This is a genomic window from Rhodococcus sp. C-2 (assembly GCF_027854095.1).
Lineage (GTDB): Bacteria > Actinomycetota > Actinomycetes > Mycobacteriales > Mycobacteriaceae > Rhodococcus_F > Rhodococcus_F qingshengii.
Genome location: NZ_JAQGFI010000006.1, coordinates 304716 through 320845 on the forward strand (window position 1 = coordinate 304716; position 16130 = coordinate 320845).

The window sequence follows — 16130 nt, forward strand, 5'->3', positions numbered from 1 at the left end:
ATGTTGCATTAGGCTACGGCCAGGCGTAGCGTCCCAAACGCAAAGTATTTGCGTTTGAAGTCTTCACCACCCGCACGGGAAGCGCTACGACAATGACAACGACCGTTTCACCACAGACCGAGAGCACTTCACGCCCACGCCTTGGGCGAGGCGTCGCTTTCACACTCATCGCCGTCATCATCGCCACGTTCCTGGGCGCATCCGCGACCCCGACACCGTTGTACGAGCACTATCAACAGTTGTGGGGATTCTCCTCGCTCGCGTCGACGCTCGTGTTCGGCATCTACGCTCTCGCATTGCTCGCCACGCTCCTGACCGCCGGATCCCTGTCCGATCACATCGGCAGGCGCCCGGTCCTGCTCGGAGCACTCGCGCTCGAGGCAGTCTCGCTCGCGCTGTTCGCCTCGGCCGACGGTTTGACCATCCTGCTCATCGCCCGGGTCGTACAGGGTGTTGCCACCGGCGCTGCAATCAGTGCTCTGGGTTCGGCATTGATCGACCTCGAACGCACTCCGGGCCGAGGATCGATCATCAACAGCGTCGCTCCGACGATGGGGCTTGCAGTCGGAGCAGTGGGTTCGAGCCTCATCAGCGAGCACCTGCCCCGTCCCACCAGCACTGTCTACCTGGTCCTTCTCGTGCTTGTCATTCTCGAGATCTTCGGAGTATGGGCCGCTCCCGAGACTTCGGGCGGACGCCCCGGAGCCTGGCAGTCCCTGCGCCCCACACTGGCCGTTCCTCGTCAGGCGCGCACGATGATTGCCCTGACCGCACCGTGCCTGATCGCGGTCTGGGCACTGGGAGGTTTCTACCTCTCACTCGGACCTGCATTGGCGCGCAACGCACTTGACGTTCACAGCTCCCTCATCGGTGCCATCATGGTCGCAACACTGACAGGATTCGGAGCGGCAGCAGTGCTCACCTTCCGCAAACTCGGCGGCCGGACCGTGATGCTGATCGGAACCACCGCCTTGGTGCTCGGGGTGGCCGTCACACTCATCGGTGCTGAAACATCCTCTGCCGTATTGATTCTGGTCGGTACGGCTGTTGCAGGTATCGGCTTCGGAGCAGGATTCCAAGGAACTATCCTCACCGTCATGCCGCTGGCCGAGAACCACGAACGCGCGGGTTTGTTGTCCACCGTCTACGTCATCGCATATCTGGCCAACAGTCTTCCCGCCTTGCTGGCCGGCTACCTGGTCGGCAAGGTCGGATTGGTGGATACGACGCGTGGCTACGGAGCACTCGTCATGGTGCTCGCGGCGGCCGCACTGATCGGACTGCTGGTCACCGGCGAGCGAAAGGTCGAAGCCGTCTCGGTGTCGGAGTAGGTGTCCCCCGATCGGTGGACACACCGTTCCGCCTGCACAGGGTCCGGGGAGTGGACATACGACATCGATCTGCTCCGACATAGTTGTCTTCGAGAGAGCCAACCGAACGCTCACCCGGACAAAGGACACCGACGATGACGAACCCACGCTACGTAGTTGCCGCAATCACAGCTCTGGCCGCCGGCGCCCTCACTTTGGGATTGAGCGGAATCGCCAGTGCCGGAACCCTTCCCACAACCGGCAACAGCATCACGATGACGATCAGCAACGACACCGAACAGACAATTCATCTCGAAGGCGCCGACAACCCCTACGGACAGTGGATGCAGAGCCCACGCCAGTCGCTCGCGCCTCACGAGACCGAGATCGTCACGGCATACAACCAGGACCCGCGCGGCCTGACGGTCGACGTCGTCTATTCCACTCCCGACGGCGGACAAGCCGTCTTCACGGCCAACGACTATCCGCAGTTCGACACCGACGGAACTCGCACCACCGACCCTGATCACTACTTCATCTCGAGCTACATCGACGGCTACTACCCGAACCTGAGCGTCGGGTACCACCTCAGTGCGGTGTGACTGCGGCAGTCGTCATAAGTAATCCATCTGCCTCTCAGACGCACTTGTTCTTGGACATTCGTCCGGCGCGCGGGGATTGTTGAACGCAGCCCCGCACGACCAGGCACACGCCCCGCTGCCGGTGGCCCGAAAATCAACGGGAGAGGGAAAACCACAGTGCGACTACCCAACCAGTTTCTGATCTACGTCAGCGATGCCGCCTCCGCAGCAGCGTTCTACGGCGAATTGTTCGACGCGAAGCCTGAGGTCCTCAGCCCTCGGTACATGACCTTCGACCTCGGCGGCGGTGTGGTCCTTGCACTGTGGAGCGGCAAGTCCCGCGACCTCGATCCCGCGACACCGCGCAATTTCGAAGTCGGCATCTTGGTCGACGGCGGGAGCAACGAAATTCGGGCGATCCACGACGAGTGGGTGGCCAAGGGAGTCTCGGTCGTCGAAGAACCCAACGAAGATGTCTTCGGTCTGACGTTTGTCATTTCAGATCTGGACGGAAACCGCGTCCGCGTAGCGCCCGCAGATCACTGAGCACTCAGCCTTTGATCTCGCCGTACCGGCGCAAGGCCTCCTCACGCTCGTGCGCGTGATCGACTATCGGGTCCGGGTAGTCGACTGGGCGCATCGCCTTCAACGAGTGGACGGCCTTCCCGGGAACATCGCGAAGTTCGGGGACCCACCGACGGACGTATGTGCCGTCGGGATCGAACTTCTCCCCTTGCGTGATCGGGTTGAAGACGCGGAAGAAGGGCGAAGCATCCGTACCCGACCCGGCAGTCCACTGCCACCCGTGCTGATTGGAGGCCAAGTCACCGTCCACCAGTTGCGACATGAAGTACCGTGCGCCGCGCCACCACGGAATGTGCAGGTCCTTCACCAGGAATGACGCGACGATCATTCGGACCCGATTGTGCATCCAGTTCTCGGCGGCGAGTTGCCGCATGCCGGCATCCACGATCGGGAAGCCGGTCTTGCCTTCACACCAGGCCGTGAAGGCGGCGTCTGCGTCGACTCCCCCGTCGTGACGTAAACGGTCGAACTTGTCGTCGTAGTTCTTCCGCGCGCTGTCGGGGCGCTGAAATAGGATGTCTGCGTAGAAGTCTCGCCAAGCAAGCTGGCGACGGTACGCCTGAGCGCCGTCTCCGAGTCGCTTGGAGAGATCTGCCAACATAGTTCTCGGATGAATCGTGCCGTACTTGAGCGGGATCGACATCCGACTCGTGGTGTCGAGGTCGGGTCGATTTCGTTCGTCGTCGTACCGGTCAAGATCGTTCTCGCAGTATTCTTTCCACTGTTCGAGCGCACCGGCCTCACCGACGACATCGCTGACGGTGCCGGACGGCGCGGGGATACTCACCCGGCGCGGGCCACCGTCCTTCTCGCTCGGATCGAACCAACGGACCGTCCCCGCATCGGTCGACGCGGGGCCCCGCCAACCATGTTCCATCCACTGACGGAAGTACGGCGTGAACACCTTGTACGGATCACCGTCCGCCTTGGTGACGCGTCCGGGCGCCACGGCATATGGTGACCCGGTGGCGATCAACTCCACCTTCTCGGCCACGGCCGCGTCGCGCCGTCGGCCGTAGGGCCCGTAGTCGCCACTGATGTGAACTTCTTCGGCGCCAACGGATTCCGCCACGCGGGGCACCACGTCTGCCGGATCACCTCGAACAACCATCAATCGTCCGTCGAGCTGGTTGTCGAGTGCCGACAAGTTGGCGAACAGTTGATTCTGGCGGGGTGAGCCTGCCGGTCCGAGCAACTTCTCGTCGAGGACGAACAAACCCAACGTCTGTCCGCCGGCATCCGCCGCTGCAGTCAGAGTCGGAAGATCACCGACCCTCAGATCGCGTCGAAACCAGATCACAGAGTTACTCACCCAGTCGAGCCTACCGATCAGATCTCAGAACGCATCCCACCGCGCGGGCCGCCAGTTGCGCCGCTCTTTCGACTGTCGGTTCGGAGGTGAGCCCGAGCAGTCGCCGCCGGTGCTCCTCCCCGAGCAGCAAGGTGTACAACTGATCCGCGCACAGCGCAGCCTTCTGGCCGTGCTGATCGATCAATATCTTCTCCAGAAAGGCAATCGACTTGGCCGGGCCGGATTCGTAGAACGCTGCGGCCAATTCAGGGAACTGCACTGCCTCGCCGATCATCATGCGGTGCAGCGCAATCGAGTTGTCGCTGTGCAGGGCGATGACGATGTCCACTGCAGCGGCGAGCAGGTCGGACTGGCCCTCGCCGGCATTGTCGACGTACGCGTGCTGACGCGCAACCGCAGCTGCAAAGACCGCAGACTTGTCGCCGAAGTAGCTGTACACGGTGCGCTTGGCGACGCCGGCCACCGTGGCAATGCCCTCGATGGTAGTTCGGGCGAACCCGACATCTCGAAACGAGTCGACAGCGACGTCGAGAATCTCGTTGCGTCGTTCGGCGCGCTCGGCGTCACTGGTTCTCCCACGTCTGCGCGGTTGCTCCATCAAGTCCCCTGTTACCGTGCCGGTAAATTAATGCTACGTTGACGTTTCATTAATTCGAATACTACAGGAGCACTGCATGACCGGACAACGACTCGTCCACGTCGCTATCGCCGACGACTGGGAAGCATGCAAGCGTTTCGGTGAGTACGAGGTCTCGACGCGCGGAATCAGTTACGACGAGGCAGGATTCATTCGCGCAACGACCCCGGACGCACTCGCTTCGGTGCTCGATCTGGTGTTCGGCGACCTCACATTGCCGCTGGTCGTCGCCGTCATCGATCAGGACGCCCTGACCTCCGCGGGCATCGACGTCGAATGGGAGGCGGAAAAGCCCCGAATCCTCCGACCTCTACCGATGGACGAGGACACCGTGGTCGCCGAACTGGCCGTGGAACGCGTTGACGGGGTCTGGCCGATTCCCGACCTGACCCCGTACGCAAGCTACGCCGGCTAGACCAGCGCAGCCTCCGGTTCGATAACCGGCGCAGACGCCTTCTTCCGGCCGGCAGCCACGCACAGCGCGATCCCGACGGCAATCCAGCACACCAGCACCAGAAGTGGCGTGGTGGCGCCATGGCCGTCGAAGAACGCCATCGAACGGACGGATGCTCCTGCGGCGCCGGGTGGGAGCAGCTGCCCCAATGCGCCCCAGCCTGCGGGCAACCACGCGGCAGTTGTCGCCATCCCCGAGAGTGGGTTTCCGATGAACATCATCGTGACGGCGCCCAACGCGAACCCCTTCATCCCGAGCAGGGATTCGAGCCCCAAAATGGGAAGCGAGATGGCCGAAATACCAACGGCGAGTGTGAGCGCGGTGAGCAGGTAGTTTCCGTCAAGGCTGCTGGTACCGAACTGCAGAATGGCAGTCAGGGCAAAACCCGCGACAACCGCGACGCCGGCAGCGCCCAACACTCGCTTGACAATGCTGCGCGGAAACAGCTGCACGAGAACAACAGCAGGCATGATTCCACCGAACACCAAGGGCAAGGCCAATGCCGTGAGCCCAGCACCGGTCGGGTCGTCCGCCGTCAACGGCACAACGTCTTCGACGGGAACCTTCACCCCCGAACTCTCCGCGAGCCCACTGGCCAGACCGGTCAAGGTTTGGGCGATCGGGGTTCCGCCTGCGGTCGCGATCAACACGTGAGGACCGTTGGCATCAACGGCGATTCCGCCGACCACGTCGCGATTCCGAATCGCGTCACGCAGGGCGTCGGCGTCAGCGAATTCTCGAGTATCGAAGGCGCCTTGCTTACTCGCCTCGAGCGAGGTGCTGATCTGTTCGGTTGCCGCAGCTGGACCGGTGATGCCCAACTTCAGTTCGTGCGGGCCACTGTTGACCGAGGGCAGTACGAAGGCAAGCAGCATCAGCCCGATCACGGCGGACAAGCCCAACACCACAGCCACCAACTTCTTGCGGTCCTGTGCTTCAACTTCGGCGTTCATAACTACCCTCCCTAAGTGGAAGTTTTTCCTCCACTATTTGTGGAAGATATTCCTCCGGTTATGATGAACTGTCAATACCGGAGGTGGATGTGCGAGCCGATGCACGTGAACGCAGAAACGCAATAGTCGACGCCGCACGAGCGGTGTTCACCGAGCGCGGGCACGACGCGCCGCTCGATGCAGTCGCAGAACTCGCGAAAGTGGGCATCGCCACGCTGTATCGAAACTTTCCGACGCGCGAGGACCTCGTGACCGCCGTTGCCGTCGCAACACTGACCGATGTCCGCGAGGCTGCCGACATCGCACTCACGGCAATGTCCACCGATCCGATAAACGCGTGGCACACGCTGGTGGACCGCCTCGTGGAACTGCGCCTGGGTGCGCTCATTCCTGCACTGGTGGAACGCAGTTTCACCGAGCTGGCGCCCGAAGTTCTGGCGGTGCGTGAGGTGACGAAAACGAAGATGACCGCGACGATCGGCGCCGCTCAGAGCGCCGGACTGGTTCGCGCCGATCTGCAACCGCTCGAATTCGTCATGGCTCTGGCCAAACTGACGCGCCCGCAAATCGAGTTGTCCGACGAGGCCATGCCGAACCTGGTCCCGCGGTTGGTCGCGGTGTTCATGGCCGGTCTGCGTCCGGACGGTACCGACTTGCCGGTCTGATCGGCGAAACCCGACGTACCAGGCAAGGCACAATGGGGCTGTGACCGAGATACCGAAAATCCTCGTAGTCGACGACGACGCAGACGTCCTGACCTCACTCGAACGCGGATTGCGGCTCTCGGGATTCACCGTACTGACGGCGGTGGACGGCGCCGACGCGCTCCGAGTGATCTCCGACAAGCGACCGGACGCGGTAGTCCTCGACATCAACATGCCGGTGCTCGACGGCACCGGTGTGGTGACGGCGCTTCGTGCCGCCGGCAACGAAATCCCGATCTGCGTGCTCAGTGCGCGCAACTCGGTCGACGATCGCATCGCCGGGCTCGAATCCGGTGCAGACGACTACATGGTCAAACCGTTTGTTCTTGCCGAACTGGTTGCCCGGATCCGCGCAATGCTCCGTCGCAGCAACACTCCGGCCGGCGATCACTCCGAGGGTACGAATACCCTGCGGGTCGGAAACCTCGACATCGATCTCTCCGGTCGCCGGGTTCGTGTCGACGGCAAGGAAGTACCGCTCACCAAACGCGAATTCGAGCTACTCGAAGTGCTCGCACACAATTCCGGCATCGTGCTCACTCGCGAACGTCTCCTCGAACTGGTGTGGGGCTACGACTTCGTCGCCGACACGAACGTCGTGGACGTCTTCATCGGCTATCTGCGTCGAAAGTTCGAATCCGGCGGTTCACCTCGTCTGCTGCATACCGTTCGCGGCGTCGGGTTCGTGCTTCGGGAGAACCCGTGAAGCGTCGCCGCTTCTCACTACGAACTCGCGTTGCCGCGGCCGCGGCACTGGGGGCGACGTTCATCGTCATCGCACTCGGTGTGGTCGTTGCACTGGCTATCGCACGAAACAATTTGGCGCAGTTGGACCGTCGATTGGAGACGGCATCGACGGTCATCGTGGCCAATGCGGCTACAGCGGGACCTTTTCTCGGCGCGTTCGGAGACGGCGGCGCCTTTTCCGTGACCATCCGCTCCGACACCGACGGAACCGTCAAATCCAGTACCCCGACGCGACTGCCCGAACTACCGGTCGGCTCGGCGACCGTCGACGTGGACGGTACGAAGTACCGGGCATATACCGCCGAGGCCGACGGGATCAATGCCCTTGTCTCGCTGGCGGTTCCCTATGCCGAAGCGCGAGACATCACAGTCGACCAACAGCGACAGGTTGCGTTCTTCGGCGTCGGGGCCGTAGCGGCCGCAGCTGCGTTGGGATGGTTGTTCGGTGGCCCGGCGGTGCGCCCCCTCGTGGAGTTGACCCGCCGGATCGCCAGGCGCGATCCCGATCTCGCCACCGAGGTTTCCGGAATCCGTGAAGCGGACGAGCTTGCCGCAGCAGCAGAATCGATGCTCAGCGACGTCGCTCGAGCGCAAGCCGCAACCAACTCCGCCCTTGCCGCCGCCCGAGATTTTGCGTCCGCCTCGGCTCACGAACTCCGAACTCCGTTGACAGCAATGCGAACCGACATCGAAGTGTTGTCCATTCACGACCTCGATCACGAACAAAGACGCGAGATCCTCACAGATCTGGCCCGCGCGCAGGGCCGCGTCGAGTCAACTCTGAGAGACCTCGAGCGCCTGGCGAAGGGTGAACTCTCGACGGCCGAGGATTTCAAGGACACCGATTTGACCGAGGTCTGCGACATCGCCGCCGACGACGCACGCCGACATCATCCTGGGCTCGACGTCGGCGTCGTCACGGTGGATTCCCCACTCCCCTATTGCATCCGGGCCCTTCCCGGCGGAATCCGGTTGATCCTCGACAACGCGATCACCAATGCAGTCCGCCACGGCGGCGCGAGCGCGGTGCGCATCACCCTCGCTCGCCCGGCCGATTCACCAGACACCGTCACGATCACGATCGACGACAACGGTTGCGGAATACCGGCCGAGGAACGCTCGAGCGTGTTCGAGCGCTTCACTCGCGGATCGACGGCAGGCAAGACAGGCTCCGGTTTGGGCCTGGCGCTGGTGGCGCAGCAGGCGGCCCTGCACGGCGGACGGACGACATTTCACGACAGTCCACTCGGCGGGGCTCGCCTGCTGGTCGAACTCAGGGATCAGCCCGGACCCGAATAGCCCTTCAGGTCTCGATCAACTGGCCGATCCCCGACGCTGTCACTTCGATGACCCGAGCCGAGCCGATGTCGAAGAACAGTCCGGCGATACGCAGGCGACCATCCACACGGGCCTGACCGACGAGAGGATGGCGTTCGAGAGTCTGCAATTGGACTGCGACATTGACCATTCCGAGCTGATCGACCTCCGAGAAACCTGCCTCGGCCGCAGCACGCGCGACCGGATGGCCACTCGTATAGGCCTGCAAGCTCGTCTCCGCGTGCCGCAGCCATTCACCGACGACTCCCGATTCCGACGGACCGTTGGTCAGGAGTGCTTGCATCGCGCCGCAGCCCGAATGTCCGCACACGACCACCGAGCTGACACCCAACTCGTCGATCCCGAAGGCCAGTGCCGCTTCCACCGACGTATCGCGGCCGCCGGCAGGAACCAGGTTTCCGACATTGCGCACGGTGAACAGGTCACCGGGGCCACTGCTCGTGATGATGTTCGGCACCACTCGCGAATCTGCGCAGGTGAGGAAAAGGGAGTCGGGGTTCTGCCCGTCGCGCAACTGATCCATGTGCGGCCGTATCGCTTCGGCGCGATGGCGATGATAGTTGGACACCCCGTCGAGAATGGGCCGCAAGGCCGGCGGGCTGCTCAGATTCCTCCCCGAAGCCTGTGGTTGCCAACTGCCCCACGGCGCGAGCAAGCCGCGCAGGTCGGTGACTGCGGCGCCGCGCTTCGGCGGACCGGTGGTCGCGCTCTCCATACTCACCGAGCCGACTTCGTCGATGATCACCGAACCACCTGCCAACTCGTACTGCCTCGCCCACTCTTCGATGACGTCGAAGACGGCATGGTCGAGGAAGTCGACTGACAGCTCGACGGTGACGTCCGACCGCGGTGGGATTCCGGCGAGCACCGACGTCAGCTTGGGCAGCACCAGGAAGGTGCACGAGCCTTCGACCAGGACGCGCCACTTCCCGGAATCGTTGTCGCCCAACTCTTCTGCGGTGACAGTTGCGCGGATGACACGCCACACCAGGAGGGCGATGGCCAGCGCCAACCCGATCAGGACGCCCTCGAGCAGATTCAAGAACACGACGCCGACCACCGTGATGCCGTACACCCACAGATCACCGGTCCGTCGCGCCAACCGAATGTGCGCCAGCTTGACCAGTTGAATACCGATGACAATCAACAGTCCGGCCAGTGCAGACTTCGGAATCTGCTGGACCAACCCGGCGAGCGCAGCCGAGAACAGCAGAATCCACAGGCCGTGCATGATCGACGACGCGCGGGACTTCGCCCCGGCCTCGACATTGGTCGCACTGCGCACGATCACCCCGGTGACCGGAAGGCCGCCGATGGCCCCGGACACCATGTTCGCGGTGCCCTGGCCGAGCATCTCGCGATCGAAGTTCGACCGCGGGCCCGAGTGCATCTTGTCCACGGCCACGGCCGAGAGCAGACTCTCCACACTGGCGATCAGGGCGATGGTCAGGATGCCGGTTGCGACGCCGAGCCACTGGCCGTCGGGCAGAGCGGGGAGTCCGATCGAGTCCAGCAAAGATCCGTCGAGAGCAATACGCTCGACGTCGATCGGCAGCGCCAGCGAAGCGAGAGTTGCCAATACGATGCCCACCAACGCCGCCGGAACCTTGCGGACACCGGCAGGGAGATAGCGCCACCCGAGAAGGGTGGCGATGACGACGAGTCCGATCATCAGGTCCTCGACATGCAAGGCACCGATCTGTGCGGGCAACTGCCGTAGATTGTCCAGCGCCGAGCTGGCCGAGCTTCCACCCAACAACACGTGAACCTGTTGTAGCGCAATGGTGATGCCGATACCGGCGAGCATCGCATGCACCACCACTGGAGCAATAGCCAGCGCCGCACGGGCAATTCGGCTGAGCCCGAACACGATCTGCAGAATTCCGGCGCCGACGGTGATCAGGCAGGTGACTTTCCACCCGAACTTGCCGATCAGTTCGGCGACCACCACGGTCAGGCCGGCTGCGGGACCACTGACTTGCAGCGGTGAACCTCCCACAGCTCCGGCCACCACTCCGCCGACGATTGCGGCGATCAGACCTGCCATGATCGGCGCCCCGGAGGCGATCGCAATTCCCAATGACAGGGGAAGCGCCACCAGGAATACGACCAGCGACGCCGGCACGTCGTATCTGATCAGTTGCTCGAGATATCGCCGGCTTCCACCACCCGGCGGAGACGAATCCCCCACGACGCTCTCGTCTGCGGATGATTGTGCGTGCACTACGGACTGCGTCGACATAGATCTCCTCGCCGGACCCCGGATCCGGCTGCTGGGCAACATGTTCGAAGCGAATCGGCGATCGGTATCGCCGATCGACTGTGACCATGGTAACCGCGATTCCTTACCGTTCCCTTAGATGCGAGCCCAGACGTGGTCGACGTCACCGCCGCCCGGCACTGTGACTCGAACCTGAACATCGGTCCAAAAGATCGATCGAATTGCTTTAAACCGCAAGCATTTTGACTGACACACCTCCAGCGGCCGGCACACCTGAGCGCCGTCGGCGATAATGGTCGGGAGTGAACGCTCAACCGCAAACACAACGATGTGAAGGCAGGCACCATGTCCGATCAGTACGTCGCCGCGCAGGACCGCTACGAAGCCATGCCGTACCGCCGAACCGGTCGGAGCGGTCTCAAACTCCCGGCCATCTCGCTGGGCCTCTGGCACAACTTCGGCGACGACGTACCGATCGAGAACCAGCGCGCAGTTCTGCGGCGGGCATTCGATCTCGGAATCACCCACTTCGATCTTGCGAACAACTACGGACCCCCGTACGGAAGCGCCGAGACGAACTTCGGCAGGATCCTGCGTGAGGATTTCTCTTCGTACCGCGAGGAATTGGTCATCTCGTCCAAAGCCGGCTGGGACATGTGGCCCGGCCCCTACGGATTCGGTGGGTCCCGCAAGTATTTGCTGTCGTCCCTCGATCAGTCGCTCGGACGACTCGGCGTCGACTATGTCGACATCTTCTACAGCCATCGCCCTGACGCCGAAACTCCGATCGACGAGACCGCAGGCGCCCTGATCAGCGCTGTCCAGCAGGGCAAGGCCCTGTACGCGGGTATCAGTTCGTACTCGCCGGAGCGCACCCGTGAAATCGCCGCACTGCTCGCCGCTGCGGGGGTTCCGCTCTTGATCCACCAGCCGAGCTATTCGATGCTGAACCGCTGGATAGAGCAGGACCTGCTGTCGGCTGTCGACGATCTCGGCGTCGGCGTCATCGCGTTCTCACCACTCGCTCAAGGCATGCTCACCGATCGCTATCTGAACGGCGTCCCCGAGGATTCCCGTGCAGCTCAAGGTAAGTCACTGGATCCGTCGTGGTTGACCGACGACGCTCTCACCCACATCCGCGCGCTCAACGACATCGCGGCAGACCGCGGCCAGTCGCTGGCTCAGCTGGCACTGAGCTGGGCACTCCGCGATTCGCGGGTCACCTCGGTACTGATCGGTGCGTCCAGTGTCGCCCAACTCGAAGCCAACGTCGGCGCGCTCGACAATCTCGAATTCAGCGCAGCCGAACTGGCCTCCATAGATCAGCACGCCAAGGACAGCGGCATCAATCTGTGGGCAGAGGCCAGTTCGATCTGAGCGATCACCTGCGCTAGAGCTGAGGCAACTCCACGTTCACGTGCTCGCCCTCTTCGAATACGGCCGACGCCGGCCCGACGATCAAGGGATCCGGAGTACCGACAGCCCGGTGATCCTTGTTGGGATAGTCGAAGCTGGCGAGCACGTGACGCATCGCCTCGAGGCGAGCGCGCTTCTTGTCGTTGCTCTTGATCACCGTCCAGGGCGCATCCCCGGTATCGGTGTAGAAGAACATGGCTTCCTTGGCCTGGGTATAGTCGTCCCACTTGTCGAGCGAAGCCAGATCGGTCGGTGAGAGCTTCCACTGACGCACCGGGTCCGTTCGGCGGGCCGCGAACCGCGCCAACTGCTCTTCGCGGCTGACCGAGAACCACAGCTTGTGCAGATGAATCCCGGAGTTGACGAGCATCCGCTCGAAGTCCGGGGTCTCTCTCATGAACTCGAGATACTGCGTCGGCGTGCAGTAACCCATCACTCGTTCGACGCCGGCGCGGTTGTACCAGGACCGGTCCATCATCACTATCTCGCCGCCGCTGGGTAGGTGTGCGACATAGCGTTGGAAATACCACTGCGTCCGCTCGATGTCGGTGGGCTTCTCGAGCGCGACCACGCGGGCTCCACGGGGATTGAGATGCTCGGTGAATCTCTTGATCGACCCGCCCTTACCGGCAGCATCGCGACCTTCGAAGATGATGAGCACCTTCTGACCGGTTTCCTTGACCCACAGCTGCAGCTTGAGCAACTCGATCTGCAGACGCCGCTTCTTCCGCTCGTACTCGCGGCGCGACATCTTCTTCTCGTACGGATAGCCCTGCTTCCAGGCATCCGCGAACTCCGAAGGCTCCAGCACGCCGAGCTTGTGCTTGAGACTCGACAGCTCGTCGATCTCGGCCGCGTAATCCTCGGTGACGGAAATTCTGGTCGACGGGGTCGGCAGGTCAGGAACCCGACCGTCCACACCGCTGGGGTCGGGGCTCATGAATACGCACTCCCTGTCGTCGAAATGAACGAACGTCCGGAAAGTGAATTTTACGCGCCGAAGCCCGCTCCCGCGGGTCCGAAGAGAATGTTGCTTGGCATCGAGGAGGTAACGACAGGTCCGGCTTCCCAGTCGCCGAACCCTCACGCGGTACCTTGATCGAGGTAACTGAGACGGTCGGTAACCCCGAGAGAAGAGAGTTCTGGCGAGATGCGAGTAGACGGACGGGAGATCCCGGTAACGGGAAGCCTCCTGCCACCACTGCACCGCCGTACGAGCGACATCATGCGGGTTGCGATCGCTGCTGTGCTGCTCGGCGGCGTGATCGCGGGATCTCTGATCACTCGAAGTCAGTGGGACGCCCTCGAAACGTCGGTGTCCAACATCGTCGGTGTTCTCTCGCCGAGCCTGTCCGACACTGTGTACCTGCTCTACGGCATCGCAATTCTGGCGCTACCGTTCGCCATCCTGATCGGCCTGATCGTCGGGCGCCGGTGGAAGTTGCTGGCCGGATACGCCGCCGCCGGCCTGTGCGCCGGTGTCGCGCTGTCCTTCACCGGAACAGGCCTGGCGGCACCGAAATGGCACCTCGACGTGCCGGACCGACTCGACGCCACCTTCCTGTCTCAATTCCTCGACGATCCGCGATGGATCGCGATGCTCGCGGCGGTGCTCACCGTCTCGGGCCCGTGGCTTCCGAAGAAGTGGCGACGAGCCTGGTGGACGCTGCTTCTGCTCTTCGCTCCCATCCATCTGATCGTCAGCTCGATCGTTCCCGCACGATCGATGCTGGGTCTCGCCGTCGGTTACCTGATCGGCGCGGTGATCGTTCTCGCCGTCGGCACCCCTGCCCTCGAAGTGCCGTTGGACTCGGCGGTACGCGTACTCGCGCGGCGCGGTTACCGCGTCACCGCGTTCCGCGTCGTGAGTCCCTCGGGAATCGGGCCACTTGTCATGTCCGCAGCCATCGACCAAGCACCGGACGACGAACCTTTCGACGAACTCGTCGTCGAGTTGTACGGACAGAACCAGCGAAGCAGCGGAGCAATTCGACAGACGTTCCGTTGGATCTCGTTCCGGAACCGTGAAACTCCGCCGCCCTACGGATCACTTCGTCGCGCCGTCGAACACCGAGCGCTCATGGGTATCGCGTTCGCCGACATCGGTCTGGCCAGTTCCAAGGCCGTCGCAATCTCGGTACTCGATCGCGGGTGGGAGATGTACGCGCGCCCGAGTCCTCGTGGCATCCCCCTTGCCGTCGCCGTCGAGAACCAGGCGGGCGAGGAAGAATCCACCAAACTGATCGACGCGCTGTGGCAAACACTGCATACCGCTCACGTGCACCAGATGGCGCACGGCGACCTGCGCGCTTCCGAGATTCGTGTCGAAGGCGGAACCATCCTCTTCGGCGGGTACGCGTACTCCGAATTCGGCGCCACCGAAGTTCAGATGCAGTCCGACAACGCACAACTTCTCTTCGCCACCGCATCATTGTTCGGGGTCGATGCAGCGGTGGACGCCGCGATTCGAGCGCAAGGCGCAGACACGATTCTCGCCGCCTCCGGCCGATTGACCACCGCTGCATTGCCCAACCGAATTCGGCGAACGGTCACGGATTCCGCGAAACTGATGACCGAGATCCGAGACGAGGTCGGTGCCAAGAACGGGATCGAAAAGGTCGCTCCCGCACAGGTCACCCGATTCAGTCGCAACCAGCTGATCCAGCTCGTTCTGCTCATCGGTCTGGTCTACGTCGCCTACCCCTTCATCAGCCAGGTCCCCGCGTTCATCACCGAACTGACGACGGCCAACTGGTGGTGGGCACTGCTCGGCCTCGGCGTCTCCGCACTGACGTACGTCGGCGCGGCAGCGGCCCTGTGGGCCTGTGCGTCGTCGATGGTCAGTTACCGCAACCTCTTGATCATGCAGGTGGCCAACACCTTTGCGGCGACGACAACTCCGGCCGGAGTCGGCGGGCTCGCGCTGAGCGTGCGGTTCCTGCAGAAGGGCGGGCTCGGTACCGTCCGTGCAACGGCCGCAGTCGCGCTGCAACAGACGGTTCAGGTGGTCACCCACGTCGGCTTGCTGATCTTCTTCTCGATCGTCGCCGGACGTGATACGAACCTCTCGCACTTCATCCCGGGATCCACTGTTCTGTACCTGGCGGGCGGCGTCGCGCTCGGAGTTCTCGGTGCATTCATGTTCATCCCGAAACTCCGTGGGTGGCTGCGCGACGATCTGCGTCCTCAGATCACCGAGGTGTTGGGTGAACTGAGCCAACTCGCGCGAAATCCCACGCGCTTCCTCATCATCGTGGGCGGCAGCGCCGCAACAACTCTCGGTGCCGCCCTGGCTCTGTGGGCGAGCGTCGAAGCATTCGGCGGCGGAACGACGTTCATCACCGTCACCATCGTGACGATGATCGGTGGGACGCTCGCCTCGGCGGCTCCGACACCGGGTGGCGTCGGAGCCGTCGAGGCCGCCCTCATCGGTGGTCTGTCCGCATTCGGACTGCCGGCAAGCATCGCGGTCCCGTCGGTCCTGCTCTACCGAGTGCTGACCTGCTGGCTCCCGGTGTTCTGCGGTTGGCCGACACTGCGGTGGCTGCAGAAGAACGACATGGTCTGAGCCGTTCCGCTACTTTTGGCGAACGACGTGAGCCTGCAGTGCTTCGCCGTCCTCGTCCACCCAGCCTTTGCTCTGGGCGTAGTCGACCATCGCGGCAACACCTTCGACGTCCGTGGTGCTCTCGCGAACGCGGGCTACCGAGATGAATGCACTACCACCGCTGACGTATCCGTAATCCTGAAGGCGCAAGAGTTCGTCCAGTTCGGTTTCGGAGATGTCGGCACTCACCTCGACGTGAAAGGCCTTCAGGTTGTCCACATCGTGGATGCTGACGCGGCCGTCGTCCACCAGTACATACATGGCT

General features: G+C 62.9%; 15 protein-coding genes. 9 read left to right on the top strand and 6 right to left on the bottom strand.

Features of this window, described 5'->3' with window-relative positions; all coding sequences use genetic code 11:
* Positions 1-92 precede the first annotated feature (92 nt).
* The 3 genes from PCS43_RS15330 to PCS43_RS15340 all read left to right on the top strand — a co-directional run bounded on the left by PCS43_RS15330 (position 93) and on the right by PCS43_RS15340 (position 2437).
* Positions 93-1331 carry an MFS transporter gene (locus tag PCS43_RS15330; protein WP_003940229.1) on the top strand — a complete coding sequence of 413 codons (1239 nt, stop codon included), beginning with the start codon at positions 93-95 and terminating at the stop codon, positions 1329-1331.
* Positions 1332-1465: 134 nt separating this feature from the next.
* Positions 1466-1912: a hypothetical protein gene (locus PCS43_RS15335; RefSeq protein WP_058226108.1), complete on the top strand. Its 447-nt coding sequence runs from the start codon at positions 1466-1468 to the stop codon at positions 1910-1912.
* Between the two features lie 156 nt (positions 1913-2068).
* Entirely contained in the window at positions 2069-2437 is a 369-nt protein-coding gene (locus PCS43_RS15340) for a VOC family protein (RefSeq protein WP_042921654.1), read from the top strand.
* Positions 2438-2441: 4 nt separating this feature from the next.
* Here the strand turns inward: PCS43_RS15340 and PCS43_RS15345 are convergent, their stop codons facing one another.
* Both PCS43_RS15345 and PCS43_RS15350 read right to left on the bottom strand, forming a co-directional pair.
* Positions 2442-3788, bottom strand: a complete 1347-nt coding sequence (locus PCS43_RS15345; RefSeq protein WP_064113356.1) for a cryptochrome/photolyase family protein — start codon at positions 3786-3788, stop codon at positions 2442-2444.
* Positions 3789-3798: 10 nt separating this feature from the next.
* On the bottom strand, positions 3799-4386 hold the full coding sequence (locus PCS43_RS15350; protein WP_064073988.1) for a TetR/AcrR family transcriptional regulator: 588 nt from the start codon (positions 4384-4386) through the stop codon (positions 3799-3801).
* A gap of 76 nt (positions 4387-4462) precedes the next feature.
* On the opposite strand from PCS43_RS15350, the gene PCS43_RS15355 reads away from it, so the two are divergent.
* Positions 4463-4840, top strand: a complete 378-nt coding sequence (locus tag PCS43_RS15355; RefSeq protein WP_064073987.1) for a DUF952 domain-containing protein — start codon at positions 4463-4465, stop codon at positions 4838-4840.
* Here PCS43_RS15355 and PCS43_RS15360 read toward each other — a convergent pair.
* Positions 4837-5832: an ABC transporter permease gene (locus PCS43_RS15360; protein WP_209909639.1), complete on the bottom strand. Its 996-nt coding sequence runs from the start codon at positions 5830-5832 to the stop codon at positions 4837-4839. The genes PCS43_RS15355 and PCS43_RS15360 overlap by 4 nt on opposite strands.
* A gap of 89 nt (positions 5833-5921) precedes the next feature.
* On the opposite strand from PCS43_RS15360, the gene PCS43_RS15365 reads away from it, so the two are divergent.
* The 3 genes from PCS43_RS15365 to PCS43_RS15375 are packed head-to-tail and all read left to right on the top strand — an operon-like array spanning position 5922 to position 8582.
* Positions 5922-6497: a TetR/AcrR family transcriptional regulator gene (locus PCS43_RS15365; protein WP_007733449.1), complete on the top strand. Its 576-nt coding sequence runs from the start codon at positions 5922-5924 to the stop codon at positions 6495-6497.
* A 40-nt stretch (positions 6498-6537) separates the two neighbouring features.
* A complete protein-coding gene (locus PCS43_RS15370) occupies positions 6538-7242 on the top strand; it encodes a response regulator transcription factor (RefSeq protein WP_003939853.1) in 705 nt (234 codons plus the stop codon).
* A complete protein-coding gene (locus PCS43_RS15375) occupies positions 7239-8582 on the top strand; it encodes a sensor histidine kinase (RefSeq protein ID WP_003939972.1) in 1344 nt (447 codons plus the stop codon). The genes PCS43_RS15370 and PCS43_RS15375 overlap by 4 nt, the downstream gene beginning before the upstream one ends.
* A gap of 4 nt (positions 8583-8586) precedes the next feature.
* Here the strand turns inward: PCS43_RS15375 and PCS43_RS15380 are convergent, their stop codons facing one another.
* The gene (locus PCS43_RS15380; protein WP_064073985.1) at positions 8587-10863 is read right to left on the bottom strand and encodes a SulP family inorganic anion transporter; all 2277 of its coding nucleotides are present in this window, start codon (positions 10861-10863) and stop codon (positions 8587-8589) included.
* Between the two features lie 324 nt (positions 10864-11187).
* On the opposite strand from PCS43_RS15380, the gene mgrA reads away from it, so the two are divergent.
* Positions 11188-12219, top strand: coding sequence for an L-glyceraldehyde 3-phosphate reductase (gene mgrA / locus PCS43_RS15385; protein ID WP_007733451.1), 1032 nt, complete (start codon positions 11188-11190; stop codon positions 12217-12219).
* A gap of 13 nt (positions 12220-12232) precedes the next feature.
* Here the strand turns inward: mgrA and ppk2 are convergent, their stop codons facing one another.
* Complete coding sequence (gene ppk2, locus PCS43_RS15390; RefSeq protein ID WP_209909642.1) at positions 12233-13198, bottom strand: polyphosphate kinase 2; 966 nt, start codon at positions 13196-13198, stop codon at positions 12233-12235.
* A gap of 210 nt (positions 13199-13408) precedes the next feature.
* Between ppk2 and PCS43_RS15395 the strand changes: the two genes are divergently transcribed.
* Positions 13409-15826 carry a lysylphosphatidylglycerol synthase transmembrane domain-containing protein gene (locus PCS43_RS15395; RefSeq protein ID WP_209909645.1) on the top strand — a complete coding sequence of 806 codons (2418 nt, stop codon included), beginning with the start codon at positions 13409-13411 and terminating at the stop codon, positions 15824-15826.
* A 9-nt stretch (positions 15827-15835) separates the two neighbouring features.
* Here the strand turns inward: PCS43_RS15395 and PCS43_RS15400 are convergent, their stop codons facing one another.
* A complete protein-coding gene (locus PCS43_RS15400) occupies positions 15836-16126 on the bottom strand; it encodes a hypothetical protein (RefSeq protein WP_050654702.1) in 291 nt (96 codons plus the stop codon).
* Between the last annotated feature and the right edge of the window lie 4 nt (positions 16127-16130).

What these genes read in the sequence shown, in the direction of transcription:
- PCS43_RS15330 (WP_003940229.1), top strand. Translation starts at nt 93, where the DNA reads ATGACAACGACCGTTTCACCACAGACCGAGAGCACTTCACGCCCACGC.
- PCS43_RS15335 (WP_058226108.1), top strand. Translation starts at nt 1,466, where the DNA reads ATGACGAACCCACGCTACGTAGTTGCCGCAATCACAGCTCTGGCCGCC.
- PCS43_RS15350 (WP_064073988.1), bottom strand. Translation starts at nt 4,386, where the DNA reads ATGGAGCAACCGCGCAGACGTGGGAGAACCAGTGACGCCGAGCGCGCC.
- PCS43_RS15355 (WP_064073987.1), top strand. Translation starts at nt 4,463, where the DNA reads ATGACCGGACAACGACTCGTCCACGTCGCTATCGCCGACGACTGGGAA.
- PCS43_RS15360 (WP_209909639.1), bottom strand. Translation starts at nt 5,832, where the DNA reads ATGAACGCCGAAGTTGAAGCACAGGACCGCAAGAAGTTGGTGGCTGTG.
- PCS43_RS15380 (WP_064073985.1), bottom strand. Translation starts at nt 10,863, where the DNA reads ATGTCGACGCAGTCCGTAGTGCACGCACAATCATCCGCAGACGAGAGC.
- mgrA (WP_007733451.1), top strand. Translation starts at nt 11,188, where the DNA reads ATGTCCGATCAGTACGTCGCCGCGCAGGACCGCTACGAAGCCATGCCG.
- ppk2 (WP_209909642.1), bottom strand. Translation starts at nt 13,198, where the DNA reads ATGAGCCCCGACCCCAGCGGTGTGGACGGTCGGGTTCCTGACCTGCCG.
- PCS43_RS15395 (WP_209909645.1), top strand. Translation starts at nt 13,409, where the DNA reads ATGCGAGTAGACGGACGGGAGATCCCGGTAACGGGAAGCCTCCTGCCA.
- PCS43_RS15400 (WP_050654702.1), bottom strand. Translation starts at nt 16,126, where the DNA reads ATGTATGTACTGGTGGACGACGGCCGCGTCAGCATCCACGATGTGGAC.